Annotated in this window: 15 protein-coding genes; all 15 read right to left on the reverse strand. The window is 68.9% G+C overall.

Annotated features, from left to right (window positions below):
• Window positions 1-20 precede the first annotated feature (20 nt).
• On the reverse strand, window positions 21-2,039 hold the full coding sequence (gene recQ, locus OG912_RS12905) for a DNA helicase RecQ (RefSeq protein ID WP_327709450.1): 2,019 nt from the start codon (window positions 2,037-2,039) through the stop codon (window positions 21-23).
• A 141-nt stretch (window positions 2,040-2,180) separates the two neighbouring features.
• The gene (gene nuoN, locus OG912_RS12910; protein ID WP_326738035.1) at window positions 2,181-3,845 is read right to left on the reverse strand and encodes an NADH-quinone oxidoreductase subunit NuoN; all 1,665 of its coding nucleotides are present in this window, start codon (window positions 3,843-3,845) and stop codon (window positions 2,181-2,183) included.
• On the reverse strand, window positions 3,842-5,413 hold the full coding sequence (locus OG912_RS12915) for an NADH-quinone oxidoreductase subunit M (protein WP_327709451.1): 1,572 nt from the start codon (window positions 5,411-5,413) through the stop codon (window positions 3,842-3,844). Before OG912_RS12915 ends, nuoN begins: the two co-directional genes overlap by 4 nt.
• A gap of 4 nt (window positions 5,414-5,417) precedes the next feature.
• The gene (gene nuoL / locus OG912_RS12920) at window positions 5,418-7,319 is read right to left on the reverse strand and encodes an NADH-quinone oxidoreductase subunit L (RefSeq protein WP_327709452.1); all 1,902 of its coding nucleotides are present in this window, start codon (window positions 7,317-7,319) and stop codon (window positions 5,418-5,420) included.
• Window positions 7,320-7,333: 14 nt separating this feature from the next.
• Window positions 7,334-7,633 carry an NADH-quinone oxidoreductase subunit NuoK gene (gene nuoK / locus OG912_RS12925; RefSeq protein ID WP_018101339.1) on the reverse strand — a complete coding sequence of 100 codons (300 nt, stop codon included), beginning with the start codon at window positions 7,631-7,633 and terminating at the stop codon, window positions 7,334-7,336.
• Entirely contained in the window at window positions 7,630-8,460 is an 831-nt protein-coding gene (locus OG912_RS12930; protein ID WP_327709453.1) for an NADH-quinone oxidoreductase subunit J, read from the reverse strand. The genes nuoK and OG912_RS12930 overlap by 4 nt, the downstream gene beginning before the upstream one ends.
• Entirely contained in the window at window positions 8,457-9,167 is a 711-nt protein-coding gene (nuoI, locus tag OG912_RS12935; protein ID WP_327709454.1) for an NADH-quinone oxidoreductase subunit NuoI, read from the reverse strand. The genes OG912_RS12930 and nuoI overlap by 4 nt, the downstream gene beginning before the upstream one ends.
• Entirely contained in the window at window positions 9,160-10,563 is a 1,404-nt protein-coding gene (gene nuoH, locus OG912_RS12940; RefSeq protein ID WP_327709455.1) for an NADH-quinone oxidoreductase subunit NuoH, read from the reverse strand. The genes nuoI and nuoH overlap by 8 nt, the downstream gene beginning before the upstream one ends.
• A complete protein-coding gene (locus tag OG912_RS12945; RefSeq protein WP_327709456.1) occupies window positions 10,560-13,067 on the reverse strand; it encodes an NADH-quinone oxidoreductase subunit G in 2,508 nt (835 codons plus the stop codon). The genes nuoH and OG912_RS12945 overlap by 4 nt, the downstream gene beginning before the upstream one ends.
• On the reverse strand, window positions 13,064-14,431 hold the full coding sequence (gene nuoF, locus OG912_RS12950) for an NADH-quinone oxidoreductase subunit NuoF (protein WP_327709457.1): 1,368 nt from the start codon (window positions 14,429-14,431) through the stop codon (window positions 13,064-13,066). The genes OG912_RS12945 and nuoF overlap by 4 nt, the downstream gene beginning before the upstream one ends.
• The gene (gene nuoE / locus OG912_RS12955; protein WP_327713411.1) at window positions 14,428-15,243 is read right to left on the reverse strand and encodes an NADH-quinone oxidoreductase subunit NuoE; all 816 of its coding nucleotides are present in this window, start codon (window positions 15,241-15,243) and stop codon (window positions 14,428-14,430) included. Before nuoE ends, nuoF begins: the two co-directional genes overlap by 4 nt.
• Window positions 15,244-15,272: 29 nt before the next feature.
• Complete coding sequence (locus tag OG912_RS12960) at window positions 15,273-16,595, reverse strand: NADH-quinone oxidoreductase subunit D (RefSeq protein WP_326738027.1); 1,323 nt, start codon at window positions 16,593-16,595, stop codon at window positions 15,273-15,275.
• Window positions 16,595-17,308, reverse strand: coding sequence for an NADH-quinone oxidoreductase subunit C (locus tag OG912_RS12965; RefSeq protein WP_326738026.1), 714 nt, complete (start codon window positions 17,306-17,308; stop codon window positions 16,595-16,597). Before OG912_RS12965 ends, OG912_RS12960 begins: the two co-directional genes overlap by 1 nt.
• Entirely contained in the window at window positions 17,305-17,859 is a 555-nt protein-coding gene (locus OG912_RS12970) for a NuoB/complex I 20 kDa subunit family protein (protein ID WP_073964532.1), read from the reverse strand. Before OG912_RS12970 ends, OG912_RS12965 begins: the two co-directional genes overlap by 4 nt.
• A gap of 17 nt (window positions 17,860-17,876) precedes the next feature.
• Window positions 17,877-18,236, reverse strand: coding sequence for an NADH-quinone oxidoreductase subunit A (locus tag OG912_RS12975; protein WP_123460983.1), 360 nt, complete (start codon window positions 18,234-18,236; stop codon window positions 17,877-17,879).
• Between the last annotated feature and the right edge of the window lie 231 nt (window positions 18,237-18,467).

Genomic DNA, 18,467 nt, shown 5'->3' on the forward strand with positions numbered 1-18,467 from the left:
CCGCACCCCCTCCCTCCGCCTCAGTCGAACTCCGGCGGCTCCTCGTCCCAGCCGAACTCCGGGTCGGGGGCCGCTGACGCGGCCGGGGTGGCGGGAGCAGAGGGCCGGGGCGCCTCCGCCGGTGCCGCGGGTTCCGCCTCGTCCGGGAGCCCCGAGAGCCCTGCCAGGACCTCCAGCACCCCCTCCCCGTACGTCGCCAGCTTCTTCTCGCCCAGGCCGCTGATCCCGCCCAGCTCGCCGAGCGACGACGGGCGCAGGGTCGCGATCTCGCGCAGCGTCGCGTCGTGGAAGATCACATACGCCGGGAGGCCCAGCTCCTTCGCCTGGGCGCCGCGCCAGGCGCGCAGCGCCTCGAAGACCGGGACCGCCGCCTCCGGGAGGTCGGCGGCCGCCGCCTTGCCCTTCCGCTCGCCCTTCGACGCGGAGGAGCGGGACGACGTGGCCTGCTTCGCCTCCTTGCGCAGCAGCACCTCGCGCTCGCGGCCGAGCACGGTGCCGCTCTCTTCCGTGAGCACCAGCGTGCCGTACTCGCCCTCGACGGCGATCAGGCCCTGGGCCAGCAACTGCCGGACCACGCCCCGCCATTCCGCCTCGGCCAGCTCCTCGCCGATGCCGAAGACCGAGAGCTGGTCGTGGTCGAACTGGATGACCTTCGCGGTCTTGCGGCCGAGCAGGATGTCGATGATCTGGCCGGCGCCGAACTTCTGTCCGCGCTCCCGCTTCAGCCGCACCACCGTGGACAGCAGCTTCTGGGAGACCACGGTGCCGTCCCAGGTCTCGGGCGGGGCCAGGCAGGTGTCGCAGTTGCCGCAGGAAGCTGTGGTGGGGTCCTGGCCGAAGTACTTCAGCAGCTGGGCCCGGCGGCACTGCACGGTCTCGCACAGGGCCAGCATCGAGTCCAGGTGCGCGGCGGCCCGGCGGCGGAACGCCTCGTCGCCCTCGCCGCCCTGGATGAGCTTGCGCTGCTGGACGACGTCCTGGAGTCCGTACGCCATCCAGGCCGTGGACGGGGCGCCGTCACGGCCGGCCCGGCCGGTCTCCTGGTAGTAGCCCTCGACCGACTTCGGCAGGTCCAGGTGGGCGACGAAGCGCACGTCCGGCTTGTCGATACCCATGCCGAACGCGATCGTCGCGACGACGACCAGGCCCTCCTCGCGCAGGAAGCGGGACTGGTGGACCGCGCGGGTGCCGGCGTCCAGACCCGCGTGGTACGGCACGGCCTCGATGCCGTTGCGGCAGAGGTACTCGGCGGTCTTCTCCGTGGAGTTGCGCGAGAGGCAGTAGACGATGCCCGCGTCCCCCTCGTGCTCCTCCTTGAGGAAGGACAGCAGCTGCTTCTTCGGGTCGGCCTTGGGCACGATGCGGTACTGGATGTTGGGACGGTCGAAGCCGGCCACGAAGTGCTTGGCGTCGGGCATGCCCAGGCGCTGGGTGATCTCCCGGTGCGTGGCCTCGGTCGCCGTCGCCGTGAGCGCGATGCGCGGGACGTCGGGCCAGCGCTCGCCCAGCACGGACAGGGCCAGGTAGTCGGGCCGGAAGTCGTGGCCCCACTGGGCGACACAGTGCGCCTCGTCGATCGCGAAGACGGAGATCTCGCCGCGGGAGAGCAGGCCGAGCGTGGAGTCCAGGCGGAGCCGCTCCGGCGCCAGGTACAGGAGATCCAGCTCACCGGCGACGAACTGGGCCTCCATCGAGCGGCGCTCGTCGAAGTCCTGCGTGGAGTTGATGAACCCGGCCCGCACGCCGAGCGCCCGCAGCGCGTCCACCTGGTCCTGCATCAGGGCGATCAGCGGGGAGATGACGATGCCTGTGCCCCGTCTGACCAGGGACGGGATCTGGTAGCAGAGGGACTTGCCGCCGCCGGTCGGCATGAGCACGACGGCGTCTCCGCCCGTCACCACATGGTCGACGACCGCTTCCTGCTCGCCGCGGAACGTCTCGTAGCCGAAGACCCGGTGCAGCGTCTGCCGCGCCTCGCTCTCGGTCACGCCCGTGGTCGCGTCAGTGGTCATGTCCGTCACGCCTGTCCCGCCCGTCATGCTCATCGCTCTGTTCCCCCGACGACTGGTCCCGTTCTGTCCCTGCGCTCTCCCCTGCCACGATAGGCGCCGCCTACGACAAAGCCGGACGGGCTTGACTTCCAAGCCCGTCCGGCGCTGTCGAAGCGGTGGTGCGTCCGCCTACCTCACGAACACTCCGGCCTGGCTCGCCAGGTCCAGGAAGTACTGCGGGGCCAGGCCCAGCACCAGGGTGACCGCGACACCGACCGCGATCGTGGTCATCGTCAGCGGGGACGGGACGGCGACCGTGGGGCCGTCCGCCTTCGGCTCGCTGAAGAACATCAGCACGATGACCCGGATGTAGAAGAACGCGGCGATCGCCGAGGAGATCACACCGACGACGACCAGGCCGCCCGCACCGCCCTCGGCCGCGGCCTTGAACACCGCGAACTTCCCGGAGAAGCCCGAGGTGAGCGGGATACCGGCGAAGGCCAGCAGGAACACCGCGAAGACCGCGGCGACCAGCGGGGAGCGCCGGCCGAGTCCGGCCCACTTCGACAGATGCGTCGCCTCGCCGCCCGCGTCACGCACCAGGGTGACGACGGCGAAGGCGCCGACCGTCACGAAGGAGTACGTGGCCAGGTAGAAGAGCACCGAGGAGATGCCCTGCGGGGTGGCCGCGATGACACCGGCGAGGATGAATCCGGCGTGCGCGATCGAGGAGTAGGCCAGCAGCCGCTTGATGTCGGTCTGGGTGATGGCGACGATCGCTCCGCCCACCATCGTGACGATCGCGATGCCCCACATGACCGGGCGCAGGTCCCAGGTGAGGCCCGGCAGCACCACGTACAGCAGGCGCAGCAGCGCACCGAACGCGGCGACCTTCGTGGCCGCGGCCATGAAGCCGGTGACCGGGGTCGGGGCGCCCTGGTAGACGTCCGGGGTCCACATGTGGAACGGGACGGCGCCGACCTTGAAGAGCAGACCGGTCAGGAGCATCGCGCCGCCGATCAGCAGCAGCACGTCGTTGCCCATGGTGTCGGCGAGCGCCGGGTCGATCTGCTGGATCGAGCCGTCGACGACGGTGGCGATCTGCGCGTACGAGACGGAGCCCGCGTATCCGTAGAGCAGCGCGATCCCGAAGAGCAGGAACGCCGAGGAGAAGGCGCCGAGCAGGAAGTACTTCACCGCGGCCTCCTGCGACATCAGCCGCTTGCGGCGGGCGACGGCGCACAGGAGGTAGAGCGGGAGCGAGAAGACTTCCAGGGCCACGAAGAGTGTCAGCAGGTCGTTGGCCGCCGGGAAGACCAGCATGCCCGCCACCGCGAAGAGGAGCAGCGGGAAGACCTCGGTGGTGGTGAACCCGGCCTTGACCGCGGCCTTCTCGCTGTCGCTGCCGGGGACCGAAGCGGCCTGTGCGGCGAACGAGTCGACTCGGCTGCCGTGCGACTCGGGGTCGAGCCGCCGTTCGGCGAAGGTGAAGACGGCGACCAGCGACGTCAGCAGGATGGTGCCCTGGAGGAACAGGGCGGGCCCGTCGACGGCGATGGCGCCCATCGCGGCGATGTGTGCCTTTGTCGTACCGTATCCGGCGGCGGCCAGGCCGATCACCGCGGCGAACGCGGCGACCAGCGCGACGACGGTCAGGAAGACCTGCGTGTAGTAGCGGGCCCGGCGCGGCACGAAGGCCTCGACGAGCACGCCCAGGACGGCGACTCCGATCACGATCAGGACCGGGGTCAGCTGGGTGTACTCGATGACCGGGGCCTTGAACTTCTCGTCCGGGGCGGCCGATGTCACCCCGCCCGCCATTGTCCACAGGCTGTGGACAGCTGTTGCGCTCACTTGGCGGCCTCCACCTCGGGCTGGGGGTCCTTCTTCTGTACGTCGGACATGGTGTGCTGCACCGCCGGGTTGACGATCTCGGTCAGCGGCTTCGGGTAGACGCCCAGGAAGATCAGCAGCGCGATCAGCGGGACGACCACCACCAGCTCACGGACCTTGAGGTCCGCCATGCCCTGGACCTCGGCCTTGACCGGTCCCGTCATCGTCCGCTGGTAGAGGACGAGGACGTAGATCGCGGCGAGCACGATCCCGGTGGTGGCGATGATGCCGACCGCCGGATACGCGGCGAACGCACCGACCAGGACCAGGAACTCACTGACGAACGGAGCGAGCCCCGGCAGCGACAGCGTGGCCAGACCGCCGATCAGGAAGGTGCCGGCCAGGACCGGTGCCACCTTCTGCACTCCGCCGTAGTCGGCGATGAGCCGCGAACCGCGCCGGGTGATCAGGAAGCCCGCCACCAGCATCAGCGCGGCCGTCGAGATGCCGTGGTTGACCATGTAGAGCGTCGCGCCCGACTGGCCCTGGCTGGTCATGGCGAAGATGCCCAGGATGATGAAGCCGAAGTGCGAGATCGACGCGTAGGCGATCAGCCGCTTGATGTCGCGCTGGCCGACGGCGAGCAGCGCCCCGTAGATGATGCTGATCAGCGCGAGGACCAGGACCACCGGGGTGGCCCACTTGCTGGCCTCCGGGAAGAGCTGGAGGCAGAAGCGCAGCATCGCGAAGGTGCCGACCTTGTCGACGACCGCGGTGATCAGCACGGCGACCGGCGTGGTCGCCTCGCCCATGGCGTTGGGCAGCCAGGTGTGCAGCGGCCACAGCGGGGCCTTCACCGCGAAGGCGAAGAAGAACCCGAGGAAGAGCCAGCGCTCGGTGCTCGTCGCCATGGAGAGCGAGCCGTCGGCGCGGGCCGCGGCGATCTCGGAGAGCGAGAACGTCCCCGTGACCACGTACAGCCCGATCACCGCGGCCAGCATGATGAGGCCGCCGACCAGGTTGTAGAGGAGGAACTTGACTGCCGCGTACGAGCGTTGCGCGGCGGCGTTCTCGTCGCTCCCGGCGTGGGCCCGGTCGCCGAAGCCGCCGATGAGGAAGTACATCGGGATGAGCATGGCTTCGAAGAGGATGTAGAAGAGGAAGACGTCGGTGGCCACGAAGGAGAGGACCACCATCGCTTCCACCATCAGGATCAGGGCGAAGAAGCCCTGGGTGGGGCGCCAGCGGGAGGAGTTCGTCTCCAGGGGGTCGGCGTCGTGCCAGCCGGCCAGGATGACGAAGGGGATCAGCAGGGCGGTGAGCGCCATGAGCGCCAGCCCGATGCCGTCCACCCCCAGCTCGTACCGCACGCCGAAGTCCTTGATCCAGGCGTGCGATTCGGTGAGCTGGTAGCGGCTGCCGCCGGGTTCGAAGCGGACGAGCGCGATACCCGCCAGCACCAGGGTGCCCAGCGAGAAGGCGAGCGCCAGCCATTTGGCGGCGGTGCGCCGGGCGGCCGGGACGGCGGCGGTGGCGACCGCACCGATCGCCGGGAGCGCCGCCGTCGCTGTCAGGAGGGGAAAGGACATGTGATCAGACCGCCCTCATCAGCAGGGTCGCGGCGATGACGACCGCCGTACCGCCGAACATCGAGACCGCGTAGGAGCGGGCGTAGCCGTTCTGCAGTTTGCGCAGCCGGCCGGAGAGCCCGCCCATGGAGGCGGCCGTGCCGTTGACGACGCCGTCGACCAGCGAGTGGTCGACGTAGACCAGGGAGCGGGTGAGGTGCTCGCCGCCGCGGACCAGGACCACGTGGTTGAAGTCGTCCTGGAGGAGATCGCGGCGGGCCGCCCTGGTGAGCAGCGAGCCGCGCGGGGCGACTGCGGGCACGGCCTTGCGTCCGTACATCGCCCAGGCGATGGCGACACCGATGACGAGCACCACCATGGTGGCGGCGGTGACGGTGGTCGCGCTGACCGGGGCGTCCCCGTGGCTGTGACCCGTGACGGGCTCCAGCCAGTGCAGGAAGCGGTCACCGATGGAGAAGAACCCTCCGGCGAACACCGAGCCGAACGCCAGGACGATCATGGGGATGGTCATGGACTTCGGGGACTCGTGCGGATGCGGGTCGTGGCCCTCCGCGTCCGGCTGCCAGCGCTTCTCGCCGAAGAACGTCATCAGCATCACGCGTGTCATGTAGAACGCGGTGATCGCGGCACCCAGCAGCGTGACCGCGCCGAGGATCCAGCCCTCGGTGCCGCCCTTGGCGAAGGCCGCCTCGATGATCTTGTCCTTGGAGAAGAAGCCGGACAGACCGGGGAAGCCGATGATCGCGAGGTAGCCGAGTCCGAAGGTGACGAAGGTGACCGGCATGTACTTCCGCAGGCCGCCGTACCTCCTCATGTCCACCTCGTCGTTCATGCCGTGCATGACCGAACCGGCGCCGAGGAAGAGCCCGGCCTTGAAGAAGCCGTGCGTCACCAGGTGCATGATCGCGAAGACGTAGCCGATCGGGCCGAGCCCGGCGGCCAGGATCATGTAGCCGATCTGCGACATCGTCGACCCGGCGAGAGCCTTCTTGATGTCGTCCTTCGCGCAACCGACGATCGCCCCGAAGAGCAGCGTGACCGCTCCGACGATCACGACGACCAGCTGGGCGTCCGGAGCGCCGTTGAAGATCGCGCCGGAGCGGACGATCAGATAGACGCCCGCGGTGACCATGGTGGCGGCGTGGATCAGGGCCGAGACCGGGGTCGGGCCCTCCATCGCGTCACCGAGCCAGGACTGCAGCGGCACCTGGGCCGACTTGCCGCATGCGGCGAGAAGCAGCATCAGGCCGATCGCCGTCAGCTTGCCCTCGCTCGCCTGACCGCCTTCGGCGGCCTCCAGGACAGGGGCGAAGGCGAAGGTGCCGAAGGTGGTGAACATCAGCATGATCGCGATCGACAGGCCCATGTCGCCGACCCGGTTGACCAGGAACGCCTTCTTCGCGGCGGTGGCCGCACTGGGCTTGTGCTGCCAGAAGCCGATGAGCAGGTACGACGCCAGACCGACGCCCTCCCACCCGACGTACAGCAGCAGGTAGTTGTCGGCGATGACCAGGATCAGCATCGCCGCGAGGAACAGGTTCAGATAGCCGAAGAAGCGGCGCCGGCGCTCGTCGTGCTCCATGTAGCCGATCGAGTAGATGTGGATCAGCGTGCCCACACCGGTGATCAGCAGTACGAAGGTCATCGACAGCTGGTCGAGCTGGAAGGCCACATCGGCCTGGAAGCCCTCGACCGGAATCCAGCTGAACAGCATCTGGTGCAGCGCGCGGTCGTCGGCGCTCCTGCCCAGCATGTCGGCGAAGAGCACCACGGCGACGACGAAGGAGGCGCCGGCGAGCGCGGTGCCGAGCCAGTGGCCCACGCGGTCAAGGCGTCGGCCGCCGCAGAGCAGCACCGCCGCTCCGAGCAGGGGCGCCGCGACGAGCAGCGCAATCAGGTTCTCCACAGTTCAAACGCCCCTTACAGCTTCATCAGGCTGGCGTCGTCGACCGAGGCCGAGTGGCGGGAACGGAACAGCGACACGATGATCGCGAGCCCGACCACGACCTCCGCGGCGGCGACGACCATCGTGAAGAAGGCGATGATCTGGCCGTCGAGATTGCCGTGCATCCGGGAGAAGGTCACGAACGCGAGGTTGCAGGCGTTGAGCATCAGCTCCACGCACATGAACACCACGATCGCGTTCCGCCTGATCAGCACCCCGGCCGCGCCGATGGTGAACAGCAGAGCGGCGAGATAGAGGTAGTTGACCGGATTCACTTGGCGACCTCCTCTTCTTCTGCGGTGTCCCGGCCGAGCCGCTCACCGGAGCGCTGCTCCAGTGCCTTGAGGCCGGCCAGCGACTCGTTGGACACATCGCGCATCTGGCCGCGCTTGCGCAGCGTCTGCATGACGGTGAGTTCGGACGGTGTGCCGTCCGGGAGCAGTCCGGCGACGTCCACGGCGTTGTGCCGGGCGTAGACGCCGGGTGCGGGCAGCGGCGGCAGGTGGTTGCTGCGCACGCGGTCCTCGGACATCTCCCGCTGGGTCTTGGCCCGTTCGGTGCGCTCGCGGTGCGTGAGCACCATCGCGCCGACCGTCGCGGTGATCAGCAGCGCGCCGGTGATCTCGAAGGCGAAGACGTACTTGGTGAAGATGAGGCTGGCGAGCCCCTCCACGTTTCCGCCGTGCTCCGCGTTGGCCGTGCCGAGTCCGTTGAAGCTGTTCAGCGAGGCGTTGCCGATGCCGGCGATCAGGAGGACGCCGAAGCCGAGCCCGCATCCGGCGGCCAGCCAGCGCTGGCCCTTGAGGGTCTCCTTCAGCGAGTCCGCCGCCGTGACACCGACGAGCATGACCACGAAGAGGAACAGCATCATGATCGCGCCGGTGTAGACGACGACCTGGACGATGCCGAGGAAGTAGGCGCCGTTGGCGAGGTAGAACACCGCCAGGATGATCATGGTCCCGGCGAGGCTCAGCGCACTGTGCACCGCCCTCTTCATCAGTACGGTGGACAGGGCGCCGATCACGGCGACCGTGCCCAGTACCCAGAACTGGAAGGCCTCACCAGTCGAGGTCTGGGAGGCCGCAGCGGCCAGGCCGGTCATGCGTCCACCTCCTTCGCCGCGCCGTTGCTCTCGTCGGCCCCGTCGTCCGGCTTCTCGCCCTTGGAGACGGCGAGCTGGCGTTCCGTACCGGGAGCGGCCTCGGTCACCAGGCCCCGGTAGTAGTCCTGTTCGTCCGTGCCGGGGAAGATCGCGTGCGGGCTGTCGACCATGCCTTCCTCCAGGCCCGCGAGCAGCTCGTCCTTGGTGTAGATGAGGCTCTCGCGGGTGGTGTTGGCGAGCTCGAACTCGTTGGTCATCGTGAGCGCCCGGGTCGGGCAGGCCTCGATGCACAGTCCGCAGAGAATGCAGCGCGCGTAGTTGATCTGGTAGACGCGGCCGTAGCGCTCCCCCGGGGAGTAGCGCTCCTCCTCGGTGTTGTCCGCGCCCTCGACGTAGATCGCGTCCGCCGGGCAGGCCCAGGCGCACAGCTCGCAGCCGACGCACTTCTCCAGGCCGTCCGGGTGGCGGTTGAGCTGGTGCCGGCCGTGGAAGCGCGGCGCCGTCACCTTCGGCGTCTCCGGATACTGCTCGGTCAGCCGCTTCTTGAACATGGCCTTGAAGGTCACGCCGAAGCCGGCCACCGGATTCTGGAACTTGTCCTCCGAAGAATCCGAGGACCGCGAAGATCCCGGGGCCTCCGAGGAACCGGAAGCCTGCGTGGACTTCGCCGGCTTCTTGGACCCCGGCGACTCAGACAGTTCAGACACCGTCGGCCTCCTTTCCGTCACTCGGATTTCCGTCACTCTGAGTATCCACGCCGCCACTGACAACGAGCTCCCGCTCGCGGCGCGGCCTGCGCCGCGGCACGGGCGGCAGGGTCTGTCCGGGCAGCGGCGGCACCGGGAACCCGCCCGCCATCGGGTCGAACGCCGACTCCGGTTCCGCTTCGGCCGCGGCTTCCCGGCCCTTCTTGTCGCGGAAGATGTCGACGACGAAGGAGATCAGCAGGACCGCGATCACGGCCCCGGCCACATAGAGCAGGATCTTCGAGAAGTCGTAGCCCTCGTTGCGCAGCGCCCGCACCGTCGCGACCATCATCAGCCAGACGACGGAGACCGGGATCAGGACCTTCCAGCCCAGCTTCATCAGCTGGTCGTAGCGGACCCGGGGCAGCGTGCCGCGCAGCCAGATGAAGAAGAACAGCAGCAGCTGGACCTTGAGGACGAACCAGAGCATCGGCCACCAGCCGTGGTTCGCGCCCTCCCAGAAGGTGCTGATCGGCCACGGGGCCCGCCAGCCGCCCAGGAACAGGGTCGTGGAGACCGCGGAGACGGTGACCATGTTGACGTACTCGGCGAGCATGAACATCGCGAACTTGATCGACGAGTACTCGGTGTTGAAGCCGCCGACCAGGTCGCCCTCGGACTCCGGCATGTCGAACGGGGCGCGGTTGGTCTCACCGACCATCGTGACGATGTAGATGATGAAGGAGACCGGCAGCAGGATGATGAACCAGCGGTCCTCCTGCGCCTCCACGATCTTCGAGGTCGACATCGACCCGGAGTAGAGGAAGACCGAGGCGAACGCGGCGCCCATCGCGATCTCGTAACTGATCATCTGCGCGCAGGACCGGAGCCCGCCGAGCAGCGGGTACGTCGATCCGGAGGACCAGCCCGCCAGCACGATGCCGTAGATCCCGACCGAGGCGACCGCGAGGATGTAGAGCATCGCGATCGGCAGGTCGGTGAGCTGCATCGCCGTACGGTGCCCGAAGATCGAGACCTCGTTGCCGGACGGTCCGAACGGGATGACCGCGATCGCCATGAACGCCGGGATCGCCGCGATGATCGGGGCGAGGACGTAGACGACCTTGTCCGCCCGCTTGACGATGACGTCTTCCTTCAGCATCAGCTTGATGCCGTCGGCGAGCGACTGGAGCATGCCCCAGGGACCGTGCCGGTTGGGGCCGATGCGCAGCTGCATCCAGGCGACGACCTTGCGCTCCCACACGATGGAGAAGAGCACGGTCACCATCAGGAACGCGAAGCAGAACACCGCCTTGATGACGACGAGCCACCACGGATCGGTGCCGAACATCGACAGGTCCTCGGCGGCGAGCACGGCGCCGTGCGGGGCCGTGGCCAGTTGAGCGAAGGCACTCACGCCCCCACCTCCGGTGTGACGTCGGAAATGCCGGGTGCGGCGGGACCGATCCGGACCGGACCGCCGGACATGGCACCGGTGTCGGCCGGGACACCCCGCCCGACGGAGTTCAGCGGCACCCAGACCACCCGGTCAGGCATCTCGGTGACCCGGAGCGGCAGTTGTACGCTGCCCGCCGGGCCGGACACGGCCAGCAGATCGCCGTCCTTGACGCCCGTCTCGGCCGCGGTGGCGGCGGAGAGCCGGGCGACCGCGGCGTGCCGGGTCCCGGCCAGCGCCTCGTCGCCCTCCTGGAGCCGGCCCAGGTCGAGCAGCATCCGGTGGCCCGCGAGGATGGCCTCGCCGTCGCCGGGCCGGGGCAGCGGCTTCGCCGAGGCGCGCGGGTCGTCGGCGTGCGTCCCCTGCCAGCCGCCGAGCCGGTCCAGCTCGCGGCGTACGGACTTCAGGTCCGGCAGCGCGAAGTGGACGTCGAGCGCGTCGGCCAGCATGTGCAGCACCCGGGCATCGCCCGGCGCGAGGTTCCGCGTCATCTGCTCGGGCTTCAGCGCGGCCTCGAACATCCGCGCTCTGCCCTCCCAGTTGAGGAAGGTGCCGGACTTCTCGGCGACCGCGGCCACCGGGAACACCACGTCGGCGCGGTCGGTGACCTCGCTGGGCCGGAGCTCCAGCGAGACCAGGAAGCCGACCTGGTCCAGGGCCTCCAGGGCCCGGGCCGGATCGGGCAGGTCGTCGGCCTCGACACCGGCGACGAGCAGCGCGCCCAGCTCGCCGGTGGCCGCGGCCTCGACGATCTGGCCGGTGTCGCGGCCGAAGCGGGACGGGAGTTCGGCGACGCCCCACACGGCCGCCACCTCGTCCCGGGCCCGCGGGTCGGTGGCCGGGCGGCCGCCGGGCAGCAGCGACGGGAGTGCGCCCGCCTCCACCGCACCGCGCTCGCCGGCCCGGCGCGGGATCCACACCAGGGTGGCCCCGGTCGCGGTGGCCGCCCGTACCGCGGCGGTCAGCCCGCCGGGCACTCCGGCCAGCCGCTCGCCGACCACGATCAGGGCGCCCGCACCGCGCAGCGCCTCGGCCGCGACGGCACCGTCGCCGTCCAGGCCGACCCCGCCCGCGATCGCGTCCAACCACTCGGTCTCGGTGCCGGGGGCGGCGGGCAGCAGCGTGCCACCCGCCTTCGTGAGGCCGCGGGTGGCGTGCGAGGCGACGGAGAAGGTGCGCTGTCCGTGCTTGCGGTTCGCCTTGCGCAGCCGCAGGAAGACGCCGGGCGCCTCCTCCTCGGACTCGAACCCGACCAGCAGCACGGTCGGGGCCTTTTCCAGCGAGGTGTACGTGACACCCGAACCGTCCAGGTCACGGCCGCGTCCCGCGACGCGGGCGGCCAGGAAGTCGGCCTCCTCGTCGCTGTGCACCCGGGCCCGGAAGTCGATGTCGTTGGTGTCCAGGGCGACCCGGGCGAACTTGCTGTACGCGTACGCGTCCTCGACGGTCAGCCGGCCGCCCGTGAGGACACCGGTCCTGCCGCGTGCGGCGGAGAGTCCGGCGGCCGCGGCGGCCAGCGCCTCGGGCCAGCTCGCCGGCTCCAGCTCGCCCGCCTCGTTACGGACCAGCGGGGTGGTGAGCCGGTCGCGCTGCTGGGCGTAGCGGAAGCCGAAGCGGCCCTTGTCGCAGAGCCATTCCTCGTTGACCTCGGGGTCGTTGGAGGCGAGGCGCCGCATGACCTTGCCGCGCCGGTGGTCGGTGCGGGTGGCGCAGCCGCCCGCGCAGTGCTCGCACACCGAGGGCGTCGACACGAGGTCGAAGGGGCGGGAGCGGAACCGGTACGCCGCCGAGGTCAGCGCCCCGACCGGGCAGATCTGGATGGTGTTGCCGGAGAAGTACGACTCGAACGGGTCGCCCTCGCCGGTGCCGACCTGCTGGAGCGCACCGCGCTCGATCAGCTCGATCATCGGGTCGCCCGCCACCTGGTTGGAGAACCGGGTGCAGCGCGCGCAGAGCACGCACCGCTCACGGTCCAGCAGCACCTGGGTGGAGATCGGGACGGGCTTCTCGTACGTCCGCTTCTTCCCGTCGAAGCGGGAGGTCGCGTCGCCGTGCGACATCGCCTGGTTCTGCAGCGGGCACTCGCCGCCCTTGTCGCAGACCGGACAGTCCAGCGGGTGGTTGATGAGCAGCAGCTCCATCACACCGCGCTGTGCCTTGTCGGCGACCGGCGAGGTGATCTGCGACTTGACGACCATGCCGTCGGTGCAGGTGATGGTGCAGGACGCCATCGGCTTGCGCTGGCCCTCGACCTCGACGATGCACTGGCGGCAGGCGCCGGCCGGGTCGAGGAGCGGGTGGTCGCAGAAGCGCGGGATCTCGATGCCGAGGAGTTCGGCGGCCCGGATGACCAGGGTGCCCTTGGGCACGCTGATCGAGATGCCGTCGATGGTCAGCGTGACCAGGTCCTCGGGCGGGAGCGCCGCCTCGCCGCCCCCGGAGGGCGCACTCGTGGTGACTGTCATGCGTTCACCCCCTGGGATGCGTTCTTGTCGTCGGCCCAGACGGTCGACCTGGCGGGATCGAAGGGGCAGCCCTTGCCGGTGATGTGCTGCTCGTACTCGTCGCGGAAGTACTTCAGCGAGGAGAAGATCGGCGAGGCGGCGCCGTCGCCGAGGGCGCAGAAGGACTTGCCGTTGATGTTGTCGGCGATGTCGTTCAGCTTGTCGAGGTCCGACATCTGGCCCTTGCCGGCCTCGATGTCGCGGAGCAACTGGACCAGCCAGTACGTGCCCTCACGGCATGGCGTGCACTTGCCGCAGGACTCGTGGGCGTAGAACTCGGTCCAGCGGGTGACGGCCCGCACCACGCAGGTGGTCTCGTCGAAGCACTGGAGCGCCTTGGTGCCGAGCATGGATCCGGCAGCGCCGACACCCTCGTAGTCGAGGGGCACGTCGAGGTGCTCCTCCGTGAACATGGGGGTGGAGGAGCCGCCCGGGGTCCAGAACTTCAGCCGGTGGCCGGGGCGCATCCCGCCGCTCATGTCGAGGAGCTGGCGCAGCGTGATGCCGAGCGGTGCCTCGTACTGGCCGGGTCCCGAGACATGGCCGCTGAGCGAGTACAGCGTGAAGCCCGGGGACTTCTCGCTGCCCATGGACTTGAACCAGTCCTTGCCCTTGTTCAGGATCGAGGGAACCGAGGCGATGGACTCGACGTTGTTCACCACAGTGGGGCAGGCGTACAGACCGGCGACCGCGGGGAAGGGCGGGCGCAGCCGGGGCTGGCCGCGGCGTCCTTCGAGCGAGTCGAGCAGTGCGGTTTCCTCACCGCAGATGTACGCACCGGCGCCCGCGTGCACGGTGAGTTCCAGATCGAGTCCGGAGCCCATGATGTTCGTACCGAGATAGCCCGCCTCGTACGCCTCGCGTACGGCCTCGTGCAACCGCCGCAGTACGGGGACGACTTCGCCGCGCAGATAGATGAAGGCGTGCGAGGAGCGGATCGCGTAGCAGGCGATCACGATGCCTTCGATCAGGCTGTGCGGGTTGGCGAAGAGGAGCGGGATGTCCTTGCAGGTCCCGGGCTCCGACTCGTCGGCGTTGACCACCAGGTAGTGCGGCTTGCCGTCGCCCTGCGGGATGAACTGCCACTTCATCCCGGTGGGGAAGCCGGCGCCGCCACGGCCGCGCAGACCGGAGTCCTTGACGTACGCGATGAGGTCGTCCGGGGACATGGCCAGCGCCTTGCGCAGACCCTCGTATCCCTCGTGGCGGCGGTAGGTCTCCAGGGTCCAGGATTCCGGCTGGTCCCAGAAGGCGGACAGGACAGGCGCGAGAAGCTTCTCGGGACTGGTCCCGTTCTTGTCGATTTCGGCGGCCAACGTCATCACTCCCCCTCCTCGGCGGCGGGACCGGCCGGGTGGTCCGGGTCGGAGGCCGAGGTCTGCTGTGGCGCGTCATGGGAGCTGAGGTGTTCGGCGCCCTTCTGCGGTTCGTCGCGCGGCGCCTCGCCTCGCGGTCCCACCACGCGCGCCTGCGGCCCGGCTTCGCCCTTGGCCAGCTTCAGGCCGATGAGCGAGGCGGGTCCGGCGCCGCCGGAGGCCTCCACCGCGCCGGGGCGCTCGTCGGGGAAGCCGGCCAGGATCCGGGCGGTCTCCTTGTACGAGCACAGCGGGGCGCCGCGGGTCGGCTCGACGGTGCGGCCGGCGATCAGGTCGTCGACGAGCTGCGTCGCGCTCTCGGGCGTCTGGTTGTCGAAGAACTCCCAGTTGACCATCACGACGGGCGCGAAGTCGCAGGCCGCGTTGCACTCGATGTGTTCGAGAGTGACCTTGCCGTCCTCGGTCGTCTCGTCGTTGCCGACGCCGAGGTGGTCCTTGAGCCGGTCGAAGATGGCGTCGCCGCCCATCACCGCGCAGAGCGTGTTGGTGCAGACGCCGACCTGGTAGTCGCCGCCGGCCTTGCGCCGGTACATCGTGTAGAAGGTGGCGACCGCGGTGACCTCGGCGGTGGTGAGGCCGAGCAGTTCGGCGCAGAACGCCATGCCCGTACGCGAGACGTACCCCTCCTCGGACTGCACGAGGTGCAGCAGCGGCAGCAGCGCGGAGCGGCTGCCGGGGTAGCGGGCGATCACCTCCTTCGCATCCGCTTCGAGCCTGGCGCGCACCTCGGCCGGGTAGGCGGGGGCGGGGAGCTGCGGCATCCCCAGACTGACTTCGCTACGTGCTTCGGTCACCGGTCGACGCCTCCCATCACGGGGTCGATGGATGCGACGGCGACGATGACGTCGGCGACCTGGCCGCCCTCGCACATCGCTGCCATGGCCTGGAGGTTGGTGAACGACGGGTCACGGAAGTGGACCCGGTAGGGACGGGTGCCGCCGTCCGAGACGACGTGCACGCCGAGTTCGCCCTTGGGCGACTCGACCGCGGTGTACGCCTGCCCGGCCGGGACCCGGAAGCCCTCGGTCACCAGCTTGAAGTGGTGGATCAGGGCCTCCATGGAGGTGCCCATGATCTTCTTGATGTGGTCGAGCGAGTTGCCGAGTCCGTCCGGTCCGAGCGCGAGCTGCGCGGGCCAGGCGATCTTCTTGTCGGCGACCATGACCGGTCCCGGCTCCAGCCGGTCGATGCACTGCTCGACGATGCGCAGCGACTGGCGCATCTCCTCCAGCCGGATGAGGAAGCGGCCGTAGGCGTCGCAGCTGTCCGCCGTGGGGACGTCGAACTCGTAGTTCTCGTACCCGCAGTAGGGGTCGGTCTTGCGCAGGTCGTGCGGGAGTCCGGCGGAGCGCAGGACCGGGCCGGTGGCGCCGAGCGCCATGCAGCCGGTGAGGTCGAGGTAGCCGACGTCCTGCATGCGGGCCTTGAAGATGGGGTTGCCGGTGGCGAGCTTGTCGTACTCCGGCAGGTTCTTCTTCATGGTCTTCACGAACTCGCGCAGCTGGTCGACCGCGCCCGGGGGCAGGTCCTGGGCGAGTCCGCCGGGGCGGACGAACGCGTGGTTCATCCGCAGGCCGGTGATCAGCTCGAAGAGGTCGAGAACGAGTTCACGATCGCGGAAGCCGTAGATCATGATCGTCGTGGCGCCGAGCTCCATGCCGCCGGTGGCGATGCACACCAGGTGCGAGGAGATCCGGTTGAGCTCCATCAGGAGCACGCGCAGGACGGTGGCCCGGTCGGGGATCTGGTCCTCGATGCCGAGGAGCTTCTCGACCCCCAGGCAGTACGCCGTCTCGTTGAAGAACGGCGTCAGGTAGTCCATGCGCGTGACGAACGTGGTGCCCTGCGTCCAGTTCCGGAATTCGAGGTTCTTCTCGATGCCGGTGTGGAGGTAGCCGATGCCGCAGCGGGCCTCGGTGACGGTCTCGCCGTCGATCTCCAGGATCAGCCGGAGCACGCCGTGCGTGGACGGGTGCTGGGGCCCCATGTTGACGATGATGCGTTCGTCGTCGGACTTGACCGCCGATTCGACGACCTCGTCCCAGTCGCCGCCGGTGACTGTATATACAGTCCCCTCGGTCGTGGCCCTGGGTGTTGCGTGGGGAGTGGTCATCAGGAGTACGACCTCCGCTGGTCCGGAGCCGGGATCTGGGCGCCCTTGTACTCGACGGCGATGCCGCCGAGCGGATAGTCCTTGCGCTGCGGGAAGCCCTGCCAGTCGTCCGGCATCATGATCCGCGTGAGGGCGGGGTGCCCGTCGAAGATCAGCCCGAAGAAGTCGTAGGTCTCGCGCTCGTGCCAGTCGTTGGTCGGGTAGACCGCGACGAGGGACGGGATGTGCGGATCACTGTCCGGCGCGGAGACCTCCAGCCGGATGAGCCGGCCGTGGGTGAGGGACCGCAGGTGGTAGACGGCGTGCAGCTCGCGTCCCTTGTCACCGAGGAAGTGGACGCCGCTCACCCCCGTACAGAGCTCGAAGCGCAGTGCCGGGTCGTCGCGCAGGGTCCTGGCGACGGTGGGCAGGTGCTCGCGGGCGATGTGGAAGGTGAGCTCGTCGCGGTCGACGACCGTCTTCTCGATGGCGTTGTCGGGAAGCAGACCCTGTTCCTCCAGGGCCCCTTCGAGCTCGTCGGCCACCTCGTCGAACCAGCCGCCGTACGGGCGCGAGGTGGCGCCCGGCAGGGCGACGGTACGGACGAGGCCGCCGTAGCCGGAGGTGTCGCCGCCGTTGTCGGCGCCGAACATTCCCTTGCGTACGCCGATGACCTCGCCGTGCTCGTCGCGCGGGGCGGGGACGCCGTTGCCGTTCTGCTCCTGGTCGCTCATCGCAGAAGCCCCTTCATCTCGATCAGGGGCAGTGCGTTGAGCGCCGCTTCCTCCGCCTCACGGGCGGCCTCCTCGGCGTTGACCCCGAGCTTGGAGCCCTGGATCTTCTGGTGGAGCTTGAGGATCGCGTCCATCAGCATCTCGGGCCGCGGCGGGCAGCCCGGCAAATAGATATCAACCGGGACAATATGATCAACACCCTGAACAATGGCGTAATTGTTGAACATTCCGCCCGATGACGCGCAAACGCCCATGGAGATGACCCACTTGGGGTTCGGCATCTGGTCGTAGACCTGCCGCAGGACGGGCGCCATCTTCTGGCTCACCCGCCCCGCCACGATCATCAGGTCCGCCTGGCGCGGCGATCCGCGGAAGACCTCCATGCCGAACCGGGCCAGGTCATAGCGCCCGGCCCCGGTCGTCATCATCTCGATGGCGCAGCAGGCGAGTCCGAACGTGGCCGGGAAGACGGAGGACTTCCGTACCCAGCCGGCGGCCTGCTCGACAGTGGTCAGCACGAAGCCGCTGGGCAGCTTCTCTTCGAGTCCCATATGTGCCCCTCAGCCCCTCAGTCCCATTCCAGGCCGCCGCGACGCCATACATACGCATAGGCGACGAAGACGGTGAGCACGAAGAGCAGCATCTCGACGAGCCCGAAGATCCCGAGGGCGTCGAAGGTGACCGCCCAGGGATAGAGGAAGACGATCTCGATGTCGAAGACGATGAAGAGCATCGCCGTCAGGTAGTACTTGATGGGAAAACGGCCACCTCCGGCTGGAGTCGGGGTGGGTTCAATACCGCACTCGTACGCTTCGAGCTTCGCCCGGTTGTACCGCTTGGGGCCGATAAGCGTGGCACTGACCACGGAGAAGATCGCAAACCCCGCCCCGAGGGCACCGAGCACGAGGATGGGCGCGTAGGCATTCACGCTCCTCGCTCCTTCCAGTCGTCCTTGACCGTTGGACCGCATCGGGCGACCTGGCTCGCCACCTCACCAAGATCGTGCACATGTGAGGCAGTTCACAAGCCCGACTGCCCCGCATCCTATGCCTGCCGTCCTGTGATCTGCGACACGGGGTACGACAACGCCTTTGTGATCTCCACCACCTGACGAACGATCATGAAGTCGGATGAGCGGTGATCTTCATACGCGAAGCGG

This window comes from Streptomyces sp. NBC_00464 (assembly GCF_036013915.1).
Classification (GTDB): domain Bacteria; phylum Actinomycetota; class Actinomycetes; order Streptomycetales; family Streptomycetaceae; genus Streptomyces.

Excerpts from the sequence above, each read along its gene's own strand:
- recQ (WP_327709450.1), bottom strand. The coding sequence starts at position 2,039 with ATGACGGGCGGGACAGGCGTGACGGACATGACCACTGACGCGACCACG.
- nuoE (WP_327713411.1), bottom strand. The coding sequence starts at position 15,243 with ATGCCGCAGCTCCCCGCCCCCGCCTACCCGGCCGAGGTGCGCGCCAGG.
- OG912_RS12945 (WP_327709456.1), bottom strand. The coding sequence starts at position 13,067 with ATGACAGTCACCACGAGTGCGCCCTCCGGGGGCGGCGAGGCGGCGCTC.
- OG912_RS12930 (WP_327709453.1), bottom strand. The coding sequence starts at position 8,460 with ATGACCGGCCTGGCCGCTGCGGCCTCCCAGACCTCGACTGGTGAGGCC.
- OG912_RS12965 (WP_326738026.1), bottom strand. The coding sequence starts at position 17,308 with ATGAGCGACCAGGAGCAGAACGGCAACGGCGTCCCCGCCCCGCGCGAC.
- OG912_RS12915 (WP_327709451.1), bottom strand. The coding sequence starts at position 5,413 with ATGTCCTTTCCCCTCCTGACAGCGACGGCGGCGCTCCCGGCGATCGGT.
- OG912_RS12960 (WP_326738027.1), bottom strand. The coding sequence starts at position 16,595 with ATGACCACTCCCCACGCAACACCCAGGGCCACGACCGAGGGGACTGTA.
- OG912_RS12970 (WP_073964532.1), bottom strand. The coding sequence starts at position 17,859 with ATGGGACTCGAAGAGAAGCTGCCCAGCGGCTTCGTGCTGACCACTGTC.